This window comes from Janibacter sp. CFPM2_SD2 (assembly GCF_057364645.1).
Map to the genome: position 1 here is coordinate 1 of NZ_JBNFOF010000094.1, position 11,240 is coordinate 11,240.

An 11,240-nucleotide genomic window follows, 5' to 3' on the forward strand; every position below is an offset into this window, starting at 1 on the left:
GGCGGGCCCACGCGCGGTGGCCGGGCAGGGCGGCGTCGGAGTCGGGCGTGTTGTCGAAGGTGTCACCGATCGGCGGGCGCTCGGCGGAGCGGCGCGGGCCGACAGGGGTGTCGCCGATGGCCTCGACGCTCGCCCGGAAGCGGGCCTCCTGGTCGGGGATCGCCGCGGCATCCTCGGAGAAGAAGGCGTGGATGTAGTTCTCCGGGGAGGCGCTCTCCTCGAGGCGACGCACGAGGTAGGAGACGGCGGCGTCGAAGTCCTCGGGGGCGACGACCGGCGTGTAGAGGATGACCGTGCCGACCGCGTCGCGCACCGCGCGGGCCTGCGCCGGGGACATGCCCTGGAGCATCTCGATGTCGAGGCTGTCCTGCGCCCCCCGGTCGGTCGCGAGCAGGTGCGCCGCGGCGACGTCGTAGAGGTTGTGCGAGGCGACACCGATGCGCAGCGCGCCGACGGCGTCGGGGCGCAGGGCGCGCTCGACGCAGCGCAGGTAGTTGGCGTCGACGTCGGCCTTGGTCGTGTAAGGCGCCTGCTCCCAGCCGTGCATGACGGCCTCGACGCGCTCCATCGCAAGGTTGGCGCCCTTGACGAGGCGCACCTTGATCGGGGCGCCGCCGGAGGCGCGACGGGCGACGGCGAAGTCGATGAGCCGCTCGAGGGCGGGCAGCGCGTCGGGCAGGTAGGCCTGCAGGACGATGCCGGCCTCGAGGTCGTGGAACTGCGGCTCGGAGAGCATCCGGGTGAAGACCTCGATGGTCATCTCGAGGTCGCGGTACTCCTCCATGTCGAGGTTGACGAAGGAGTGCGGGCTGGACGACTTCGCGGTCTCGTAGAGCGGGCGCAGCCGGGTCAGGCAGCGCTCGACGGTGCCCTCGGTGTCCCACGTGCTGATCTGGCTGACGAGCGAGGAGACCTTGATCGAGACGTAGTCGACGTCGGGGCGCTCGAGCAGCTCGCGGGTGCGCTCGGTGCGGCTGGCGGCCTCGCCCTCGCCGAGCACGGCCTCGCCGAGGAGGTTGATGTTGAGGCGGAACCCGTCCTCGCGGGCCTTCGCCAGGTGCTTGCCCAGACGCGGGTCGCGGGCGTCGACGAGCAGGTGGCCGACCATCTGCTTCATCCGGGCGCGGGCGGCGGGCACGACGACCTTGGGCGCGATCTTGGCAGCGCGGGCGCCGAGCCCGAGCAGGCCGCGGTCGACCGGGCCGAGGAAGGAGGCCGAGTCGGACGCGGTGATCCGGCTGAGCGCGTTGGCAGCGACGCGGTCGTCCTCCGGCCGCGCGACGCGGTCGACGAAGAAGACCGCCATGTCGAGGCCGGCGTGGTCGGACAGGAGCGCGGCGAGCTGACCGGTCGACTGCGCCTCACGCTTCGTCTCGCCGGCGTGGGCGGCGGCGGCCCAGCGGTCCGCGAGACGCACCGCGTCCTCGACGAAGGGGGCGAAGGCGGCAGTGGCCGGGTCCGTCAGGGAGGGAGTCGTCGTCATGCTCTCGACGGTAGGCGCGCGACGTGGCGATGACCACAGCCAGATGTTTGCCCCAAGCCGTCCATCGACATACATCTGTCTGATCGGCACGGTCGGCGGGCCTGTGTGAGACGCGCCCTGTCTCCACCCCTTGGGAGGTAGTGCCTCGGGCACCCCCTGCCTAGCGTCGAAGGGAGACGTCGACCCGGCCACGGGTCTGCTCAACGTCGCCAGCCTGAGGAGCTCATCTCGATGCCCACGACGAAGCGCACCACCTCCCACGACCCGGATGCACCTGCCCACGACCGCGTCGGGGCCGGCGGCGAGACCCACCAGCGAGCAGGCGGCGATAGCCCGGTCATGACGTCGGCGCACGGCGTCCCGATCGAGGACGACAACAACTCACTGCGAGCGGGTGAGCGTGGTCCGACCCTCATGTCCGACCACGCGTTCCGCGAGAAGCTCTTCCACTTCGACCACGAGCGCATCCCCGAGCGAGTGGTCCACGCGCGTGGCTACGGAGCTCACGGGGTCTTCGAGTGCCACGAGTCGCTCGCCGACATCACGCGTGCCAGCATCTTCGCCTCGGCCGGCAAGAAGACCGAGACCTTCGTCCGTTTCTCCACCGTGGCTGGCAACCTCGGCTCCTTCGACCTCGCGCGGGACGTGCGCGGGTTCGCCACGAAGTTCTACACCGACGAGGGCAACTGGGACCTCGTCGGCAACAACATCCCGGTCTTCTTCATCCAGGACGCCGTGAAGTTCCCCGACCTGGTCCACGCAGTCAAGGAGGAGCCGGACCGCGGTTTCCCGCAGGCGCAGAGCGCCCACGACACCTTCTGGGACTTCGCCTCGCTCATGCCCGAGTCGACCCACATGACGCTGTGGCAGATGTCGGACCGAGCCATCCCGCGCTCTTTCCGCATGATGGAAGGCTTCGGTGTCCACACCTTCCGCTTCATCAACGACGCCGGCGACAGCTCCTTCGTGAAGTTCCACTGGAAGCCCGTGCTGGGCATGCAGTCCGTGGTCTGGAACGAGGCGGTCAAGATCAACGGCGCCGACCCCGACTTCCACCGCCGCGACCTCTTCGACGCCATCACCGCCGGCGACTTCCCGCAGTGGGAGCTGGGTGTGCAGGTCTTCGACGACGCCTTCGCCGACGAGTTCGACTTCGACGTCCTCGACGCGACCAAGCTCATCCCCGAGGAGCTCATCCCGGTCCGGGCTGTCGGCACGATGACCCTGAACCGGCTCGTCGACAACGTCTTCGCCGAGGTCGAGCAGGTCGCCTTCATGACGCAGAACGTGCCGCCGGGCATCGACTTCAGCAACGACCCCCTGCTCCAGGGCCGCAACTTCTCCTACCTCGACACCCAGCTGAAGAGGCTCGGCAGCACCAACTTCAGCCAGCTGCCGGTCAACGCGCCCCGGTGCCCCGTCGCTCACTTCCAGCGCGACGGTCACATGCAGATGTCACCGCAGCCTGGTCGGGCGGCCTACGAGCCGAACTCCTTCAGCGGCGAGGACCGAGGGCCGCGCGAGGTGGGTGCGCAGGGGCAGCAACCCTTCCCCGACGAGGTCGAGGGCCAGACCCGGCGCGTGCGCAGCGCGTCCTTCGCCGATCACTACAGCCAGGCCCGGCAGTTCTACGTCAGCCAGACTCCGGTCGAGCAGGAGCACATCGTCCTCGCGTACACCTTCGAGCTGGGCAAGTGCGAGATCCCGGCCATCAGGTCACGGATGATCGCCAACCTGCGCAATGTCGACGAGGACCTCGCCGCTGGCGTGGCCGCGGGCCTGCGGATGCCCCTCCCGGAGGCCTCCGTCCCGGCCGCGGAGCCCATCAGGGATCTGCCGCCGAGCCCCGCTCTGAGCATCCTCGCCAACGCCAAGGAGACCTTCGCCGGCCGCAAGCTGGGGCTGCTGGTCGGCGACGGCGCGGACGCGGCCGCGGTCAAGCGTCTGCGCAAGGCCGTGACGAAGGCAGGCGGCATCTGCGAGGTCGTCGCCAAGGCCGTCGGGGGCGCCACGCTGTCCGACGACTCGCTGCTCGAGGCGACGCAGGCCGTCGCCGGTGCCCCCTCGGTGCTGTACGACGCGATCGCCGTCCTGACAGGGCCCGACGGTGGAGCCGTCCTGGCCGACGAGCCAGCAGCGCGTGACTTCCTCACCGACGCCTTCAACCACTACAAGGTCATCGGGCTCGGCGGCGCCACCGATGCTCTCGTCGCGGCGGCCGGTCTCAGCGACAAGCTCGACGCGGCCTGCTTGGGCCTGGACACGGCCAACGACAACACGACATTCCTGTCGAGGATCGCCGGACCACGCCAGTGGGACCGCGACCTCGACGCCTGAGGTACCACGACAGAGAGGCACCACATGAAGGCACTCACCTGGCAAGGCCGAAGCAACGTCCGCATCGACGACGTCCCCGACCCTCGGATCGAGCGCCCGACCGACGCGGTCATCCGTGTCACCTCGACCGCGATCTGCGGATCCGACCTCCATCTCTACGACCCACTCGGTCCCTTTCTGTCGAAGGGAGACATCCTCGGCCACGAGACCATGGGCATCGTCGAGGAGGTGGGGTCGGAGGTCACCCACATCTCGGTGGGCGACCGGGTCGTCGTCCCCTTCAACATCTCGTGCGGGCACTGCTGGATGTGCCAACGCGGATTCATGGCCCAGTGCGAGACCACGCAGGTGCGCGATCAGGGCATGGGGGCCTCGCTCTTCGGCTTCACCGAGCTCTACGGCTCCGTCCCGGGGGGCCAGGCGGAGTACCTGCGCGTCCCGCAGGCACAGTTCGGCCCGATCCTCGTCCCCGAGGGCGTGGCCGACGAGCGGTTCCTGTACCTCTCCGACATCCTCCCGACCGCCTGGCAGGGGGTGGAGTACGCCGACGTGCCCAACGGGGGCAGCCTCGCCGTCATCGGGCTGGGACCAGTCGGCCTGATGGCGGTCGCCATCGCGGCCCACCGTGGCCTGCAGGTCATAGGCGTGGACAACGTGCCGGAACGGCTGGCACGGGCGCGCCAGTACGGCGCGACAGTCATCAACACCGACGAGACCGATGACGTGCCGGGAGCGATCCGCGAGCTCACCGACGGCCGCGGGGTCGACGGCTCCCTGGACGCGGTCGGGATGGAGGCCCACGGCGCACCCGTGGCCGAGACCGCCATCAAGGCCGTCGGCCTGGTCCCGGATGTCCTGGCCAAGCCGATGATGAAGACGGTCGGCATCGACCGCCTCGCCGCACTGCGCACGGCGATCGGCGCCGTCCGACGTTCGGGCACGGTCTCGGTGAGCGGGGTCTACGGCGGGATGGCCGACCCCCTGCCGATGATGGAGATCTTCGACAAGGGTCTGGCTCTGCGCATGGGGCAGTGCCACGTCAAGCGGTGGATCGACGACATCATGCCGCTCGTGCTCGAGGACGGCGACCCCCTCGGTCTCGAGGCGTTTGCGACCCACCGCCTGCCGCTGACGCAGGCCCCTGACGCCTACTCGATGTTCCAGAAGAAGCAGGACGGCTGCATCAAGGTCGTGCTGAAGCCGTGACCGCTGCACGAGTGGCCGGGGCCGCACGGGCCTCGGCCACTCGTGGCTGTGGCCGCGATCGACATGATGCTGGGCGGGCCGATCCACCTGTGCCTGTCCGTCCTGCTCCTCTCGATCCCGGCGCAGAGGGCCGCTCGACGACTCGTCGACGCGGTGCTGGCCGGTCGCTCGCCGATCGAGCTCACACCCCTGTCGTGGGTGGGCAGGCGGGTACACGGTCTCGCGCCGCGCGCCGGCTCAACCCGATCGATCCGGGCGAAGGGCCCGCAGCGCGCAGCGCGTCGGGTCAGTAGTCGGCGGGCGTGGGCGGCGCCTCGAGGACGATCCGCTTGCGTGTCGGGGCCATGCCGTTGTCGATCCCCCAGAGGACGGCTTGGCTCCGGCTGTCCACGCCCATCGTCCGGTACGCGGAGCGGATGTAGGACTTGACCGAGTTGATGCTCAGGTACGTCCGCTCCGCGATGGCGTTGTTGCTCAGCCCGGCGGTCACGAGAGCGATGATCTCTGACTCACGAGGTGTCAGGCCCGCCGCGCGGCCGGGCCAGGAGTTGGTGGGGAGCGTGGGGTCCGGCTCGAAGGGGATGACCCGCAGATGCCCTTCGTGAGCCCTGGTCAGCTCCATGACGAGATCCTCCGCGCCGACCGACTTGGAGATCGCGGAGGTGACCCCGCGGGCCCGAGCTGACTCGATGAGCTCCTCGGAGAGATGCCAGGTGAAGAGGACCACCTGCCCGATGTGGGGGGCGGCGCACAAGACGTCGAGGTCGTCACCGTCGAACCCGGTGCGGGCGTAGGTGTCGTACAGCGCGATGTCGACCGGTTGAGCGACCGTGGTCCCTGCATCCAGCTCGACGACCCTGACGACGTCGGCGTAGGGCTCGAGCATGGCGGCGACTCCTTGGATGATCAGCTCGTGATCGTTGATCAGGGCGACCCTCAAGGGGCCACGTGCAGGGGCGCTCATGCCCTGACCATAACCGCGGCTACCGACTGAGTCAGGCTCGGGTCTCGGGACCGTCCGCCCTCGCGACGAGCACGATCTCGCCGGGACGACGGATGATGCGGCCCTGCCTTTCGAACTCGTCGAGCCACCCCGACATGGGCCACTCGTGCCAACGTCGCCAGTAGATCGATGCATTGCGCACGATGTCGACGAGGTGCTCGACCGGCGGCCGTGACACCGGGTGATGCTGGTGGTAGGCATGGGCGCCTCCGACCCAGACCAGCTCTACACCTCGCTCGCGGGCGACCCGACCGAGGTCGGTGTCCTCGGCCCCGTAGCCGACGTACTCCTCGGCAAAGCCTCCCAACAGGTCCCAGGTGGACGCTTTCACCGCGAAGCTCAATGACCAGAAGAGCTCGTGCGAGCCGTCGCGCTGGATCGTGCCGGGCGATGGTGCCGGCCGGGCGGGGTGGGGGTCGGTCAGGTCGTCGAGCCGGCGGGCGTCGTCCGGGACCCGGACGCCTTCGTCGAGGTAGGTCACCGGTCCGCAGAGCAGCGCTTGAGGAACTCTCTCGGCAGCGCTCTCGTACGAGCTCACCAGACGTGGTCCGGGCACACAGTCCACGTCGAGCAGGACCACCAGGTCCGCGCCGGAGCGCAGCGCTGCCCGCACCCCGATGTTGCGTGCCCGCGCGAGGGGGAGACCGCGAGGATCGCGCTCGACGTGCATGACGGTCACGCTCGGCTGACCAGCGACGACGTCGTCGATGGCGTGGTCGTCCATGGCCACGATGATGTGCGGCATCCCGGGGGAGACGTCGCGCAGGATCCTGCGCTGCTCGCGCAGGTGCGCGTGCCGACCGTGGACGACGGTCACGATCACGATGTGCTCAGCCACCGGCCACCGCCTCGACCAGTGCGGCCGCCCGCTCGACGGCACCTGCGCACTCCCACCGCACCCACCCCTGGCCGCCTCGCGCCAAGGCCGTGTCGAGCGCGCAGGCCCAGTCGATCGTGTCGAGGTCCTCGGGCCGGACCGCGGTCGCGAGACCTGCGGCGTCGAGGGTCGCGGCCATGTGGTCCTGCTCGTCGTGGGGCCGGCGCTGTGGCACGACCAATGCCGCCACACCGGCGGCGGCCACGTCAGCCACGGCGTTCTGCCCGCCGTGTGTGACCACGACGTCCGCGCGAGCGATCAGGCTGCGCACGTCGGGGACCCAGACGTCTCCGCCCGCGACCTGCCAGTCGAGGTGTGGGGCCGAGCGGACGATGGTCATCGGCAGGTCTCCCCGGTCGAATCCCTCGGAGCCCGAGAGGATGAGACCCCTGGCGCGACGCACGCCGTCCCAGGCGTTCGTCCGGTGCCGGTCTGCCGAGGCGATGGCTGCGCGCGGGCTGCGGGCGAGTCCTCCCACGGCCACGACGCGGGCGGCGGACGTCCCGGTCGACCACAGCTGCGTGTGGGCCCACTCCGGCCATGGGGCGAGAACGGCGGTGGCGGCGGCCAGAGCGCTGTGGTGCGGCGCGTCGTGCCGCAGTCCCGGCTGTGCCACGACGATGACCGGGACACCGAGGAGCCGGACGAGCACGGTCACCTCGCACGAGACGTCTACGACGACGACGTCGGGCTGGTGCACCTGGATCCACCGTGCGATGGTCGTCATGCGCTCGCTGAATCCCCGGTGACCCAACGGTGCCCAGTGCATGAGGCCGCGCATCGTCACGTCGGCGTCGCTGGCCGATGTGCCGTCTGCGAGAGGAGCGTCGTGGGCCAGTAGCACGGACTCGAGTCGGCGGCTCGCGTGGCGGCCTGGTCCAGCTCTGAGCCGAGGAGGGTCACATCGACCCCGTCCGTGGCCAGCCGACGGCCCACGATCATCGCTCGGGTGCGGTGCCCGGAGCCGTGGTGGTGCACGTACCAGCCGACCTTCACGCTCGGCCTCGTCCCGAGCCGACGAGCTCGCGGTACAGGCTCGCGTACTCGTGCACCATCCGCTCCCAGCCCAGGTCCCTCAGGGCGGCGAGGCGAACGCCCTCGCGGGGGAGCGAAGCCGCTGCGTCCACGCCGTCACTCAGTCCCCGGACGATGCTGTCGGCGTCCCCCCGGGCACTCACGAGAACGCCGATCTCTGGGGTGACGAACTCTGCGAGACCACCCCGATCCAGAGCGATGACCGGGGTTCCCCACGTGGCGGACTCCGCCGCGACGAGGCCGAAGGGTTCTTCCCATCGCGGGGTGACCAAGGTCGCCGCGCTGGCGCGCACGAGCGCGGCCAACTCGGAGTGCGGCAGATGTCCGGCGTACCTCACACGATCGTCGAGCTGGGGCGCGATGACGTCGTCGAACCACGCCCGCTCGCTCACCGGGCCGACGATGGTCAGACGCCTCCCGGCTCGTCGCGCGGCGGAGATGGCGAGGTCGCATCCCTTGGTGTGCGTCAGGCGGCCGACCCACACCAGGTCGTCGCCCCCTGCGCCCGAGCCGCCGCCGTCGTCGTCGACCCCGTTGTGGATGACCCTCGGGCGGGTGGGCAGCGTGCTCCAGTCGGCCGCGTTGGTGCGGCTGACGCAGACGTACTCGACGCGCGGGCTCGCCAGGGCGACCCCGAGCTCCATCCAGGGGAAGGGGGGAGTGTGCAGTGTCGTCACCAGTGGTGCGGCCACCGCTGGGCTGAAAGCCAGCGGGAGGAAGTTCAGGCTCTGGTTGTGGACCACGTCGACGGGCCTGGCGAGGAGGTCGACGACAGCCGCGGTGAAGGCCGCGTGGTCGCGCAGGAAATCGGGCTCGGGCAACTGGGGGTCGAGCGCGGCCACGGCACTGAGGTCGGGCAGACCGCGATAAGGGACGAGCTCGTCGGCGACACCGGGGTCGCTGCCCGCGGGCGCGTACATCCGGACGTGGTGCCCGAGCTCGCGCAGTCCGCGCGCCAGCAGCGCAGTGTGCGACTCCTGGCCACCGGCATAGGGCTCGGCGACGGGGTGACGCGAGGTGGCGAGCATGGCGATGCGCACTAGCCCACCTCGTCCTCGAGGTCGGTGAGGTACTCCGCAAAACCACCGTGGCACCGACCGGTCCGACGGGCCGAGGAGGACACTCGCACCGTGTCCGTCGCCACCCATGACGGCGTGTGAGCGCGGATGCGCCTCACGAGGTCGACGTCCTCGTCGCTCGCCATCGCGCGGAACCCTCCGATGGCGAGGTAGGTGCTCGCACGCAGGCCCAGGTTGGCGCCGTGCACGTGAGGGTGCCCTTCGACCAGGTGGTGCCGGGCGCGCCATTCCATCAGCACGCGGGAGTCGGTCAGACCGCGCGGCTCGACGGTGCCGATGACCGCGTCATGAGTCCGGGAGAGGTCGATGTGTCCGACCAGCCAGTGCGGGGGGACGACGGTGTCGGCATCGGTCGAGGCGAGCCAGAGGTCATCGACACCGACCTGAAGGGCCGTGGCGGTTCTCAGGGCAGCGGTGGCCCCACTGCGTCGGGCGGCGCCGACATTTCCGTGGTCGACGCTGAGGCTGCGGACACCCGCTCGGCGGACGACCGACGCGGAGCCGTCGACGGAGCGGTCGAGCACGACCGTGACGTCGATCATCACCTCGGGATGGACGATGCTCGCCCGGCGCCGAGCGGCGTCGATGCTGGCCAGTGCCTCGGGGAGCAGCACCTCCTCGTTGCGTGCGGGAACGACGACGTGCAGGGCGCGGATCATCGGGACGCCTCGTAGACGTCGATGAGGACGTCCTCCTCGACGAGGGTGACCACCGACCAGCGGTCACACACGGCGCGGACCTGAGCGTGCACGCGGGGGCCGTCCAAGGGGATCTCGCGGGTCGCGTGCCGCCAACTCACCAGGACGAGCTCACCGCCGGGAGCGAGCCGCTCGATGAGACCGCCGAGGGTGAGCCACAGCTCGAAGGGCGTGAGGAAGTAGCCGACCTCGGACATCACCACGAGGTCGAAGGGTCCGCTCAGCTCGGTGATGATGGAAGGTGCCTCGCCCCTGATCCAGGTCAGGCCGCTCGGTGCGTCGCGAGCAGCGATGTCGAGTGCGCGCTGACTGACGTCGATCGCCACGACGTCACCGGACCGCGACGCGAGGTCGCGCGTGAGCGTACCCGTGGAGCAACCGAGGTCGAGCACCCGTTCGTACCGCTCGCGTCGCAGGACGGCAGTGGTCAGGGCACGTTTGCGCCGCTCGTACCAGGTGTCGCTCGACCAGGGGTCCTCGCCGCAGTCGAACATCGCGTCGAACGTGGCGGGTCGCTGCGAACTTGGCGCATCGGGGCGCAGGTTGCCGCGGTCGGACAGGACCAGGGTGGTGAAGCCACGCACGGTCGGCGCCAGCACTGCGTCCGTCAGCAAGGCCTCGTCACCCGCGGCCGTCGAGAGCGGCTGGACCTGGCTGTGATGCCGCCGGACCGCCCGCGTGCGACGGGACTGGGCGTCCAGGGTCGCGTCGACGGCGACGAGGTCCGACCACGGCAGCAGGTCGGGTTCGCTCCAGTGCCAGAACCACACCAGGTAGTGGGCCAGGCTGACCCCCGCCTCTCCGGCAGACGTCCGGGAGAGGACCGCGGTGCGGGTTGCGCGACCAGCAGCGTCATGATCGGGGTGTCCGTCCGACGTCCACGGGGCCAGGACGAGGGTGCCCGTGGAGCAGAAGGAGGCGACGGCAGCCGAGATCTCCTCCTGGCGCTCAGCGAGGCCGCCGTCGGGGAGCCCGACGTGCACGACGTGTGCGGCCGGCGCGAGTTCAGCGGCGGCTCGCTCGCCTCGGCGCGCCGACGAGCACCCAGGTCCTCACGGTTCACCGTGGAGGAGCGAGGGTGCGACGCCTCCCCACTGGTCAGGATCAGCAGCGTCACGTCCACGCCGAGCGCGGCGGCATCGGCGATGAAGGCCCCGGCGCCCAAGCACTCGTCGTCCGGGTGGGCTGCCACGACGAGCAGGTGGTGGTGGTGGCCGATGACGGCACGCGTCGTGGGTGTCGTCACCGATGACCATCGAGGGTCGCCCACCCACCGCAACTCGCCGTCGGGGTGGTCCAGGCGTGGTGTCCGGGTGGTCATCGTGCGGCTTCGACGAGCATCGCTCCGGTGCGCGCCAGGTCGCGGTCGCCATGGTGCTGCCGGACGTAGACGGTGAGGTCCGCGACCCGACGGGCGTGCTCCTCGTCGAAGGTCAGCGGAGCCGGCCCCAGCGCCCGAGCCACCTTCGGTCAGGCAGACGTGGGGCGGCGGACGCCGCCGCGTCGCGGGCGCGGGCGGCCA

Annotated in this window: 10 protein-coding genes and 1 pseudogene; 2 read left to right on the forward strand and 9 right to left on the reverse strand. The window is 70.4% G+C overall.

Going from position 1 to position 11,240, the window contains the following annotated elements:
• Window positions 1–1,483: proline dehydrogenase family protein (locus AC2W7J_RS10170; protein WP_485982274.1), on the reverse strand; the 1,483-nt coding region annotated here is incomplete at its 3' end.
• 231 nt (window positions 1,484–1,714) lie between these two features.
• On the opposite strand from AC2W7J_RS10170, the gene AC2W7J_RS10175 reads away from it, so the two are divergent.
• Together AC2W7J_RS10175 and AC2W7J_RS10180 are read left to right on the forward strand one after the other, a co-directional pair.
• Window positions 1,715–3,820, forward strand: coding sequence for a catalase (locus AC2W7J_RS10175; protein ID WP_485982275.1), 2,106 nt, complete (start codon window positions 1,715–1,717; stop codon window positions 3,818–3,820).
• Window positions 3,821–3,844: 24 nt separating this feature from the next.
• A complete protein-coding gene (locus AC2W7J_RS10180; RefSeq protein ID WP_485982276.1) occupies window positions 3,845–5,026 on the forward strand; it encodes a zinc-dependent alcohol dehydrogenase in 1,182 nt (393 codons plus the stop codon).
• Window positions 5,027–5,312: 286 nt separating this feature from the next.
• On the opposite strand, the gene AC2W7J_RS10185 is transcribed toward AC2W7J_RS10180, so the two are convergent.
• The 8 genes and pseudogenes from AC2W7J_RS10185 to AC2W7J_RS10220 form a co-directional block, all read right to left on the reverse strand.
• A complete protein-coding gene (locus AC2W7J_RS10185) occupies window positions 5,313–5,990 on the reverse strand; it encodes a response regulator transcription factor (RefSeq protein ID WP_255185703.1) in 678 nt (225 codons plus the stop codon).
• A 31-nt stretch (window positions 5,991–6,021) separates the two neighbouring features.
• Window positions 6,022–6,867, reverse strand: coding sequence for a glycosyltransferase family 2 protein (locus tag AC2W7J_RS10190; protein ID WP_485982277.1), 846 nt, complete (start codon window positions 6,865–6,867; stop codon window positions 6,022–6,024).
• Window positions 6,860–7,633, reverse strand: coding sequence for a glycosyltransferase (locus AC2W7J_RS10195; RefSeq protein ID WP_485982278.1), 774 nt, complete (start codon window positions 7,631–7,633; stop codon window positions 6,860–6,862). The genes AC2W7J_RS10190 and AC2W7J_RS10195 overlap by 8 nt, the downstream gene beginning before the upstream one ends.
• A 265-nt stretch (window positions 7,634–7,898) precedes the next feature.
• Window positions 7,899–8,981, reverse strand: coding sequence for a glycosyltransferase (locus tag AC2W7J_RS10200; protein ID WP_421006907.1), 1,083 nt, complete (start codon window positions 8,979–8,981; stop codon window positions 7,899–7,901).
• On the reverse strand, window positions 8,981–9,679 hold the full coding sequence (locus AC2W7J_RS10205; RefSeq protein ID WP_255185707.1) for a glycosyltransferase family 2 protein: 699 nt from the start codon (window positions 9,677–9,679) through the stop codon (window positions 8,981–8,983). Before AC2W7J_RS10205 ends, AC2W7J_RS10200 begins: the two co-directional genes overlap by 1 nt.
• Entirely contained in the window at window positions 9,676–10,701 is a 1,026-nt protein-coding gene (locus tag AC2W7J_RS10210; RefSeq protein WP_485982279.1) for a methyltransferase domain-containing protein, read from the reverse strand. The genes AC2W7J_RS10205 and AC2W7J_RS10210 overlap by 4 nt, the downstream gene beginning before the upstream one ends.
• Window positions 10,702–10,793: 92 nt before the next feature.
• Window positions 10,794–11,039: pseudogene (locus AC2W7J_RS10215) on the reverse strand (PIG-L family deacetylase); the annotation flags it as partial.
• Window positions 11,036–11,182, reverse strand: coding sequence for a hypothetical protein (locus tag AC2W7J_RS10220; RefSeq protein ID WP_485982280.1), 147 nt, complete (start codon window positions 11,180–11,182; stop codon window positions 11,036–11,038). The gene AC2W7J_RS10220 and the pseudogene AC2W7J_RS10215, both read right to left, overlap by 4 nt.
• Between the last annotated feature and the right edge of the window lie 58 nt (window positions 11,183–11,240).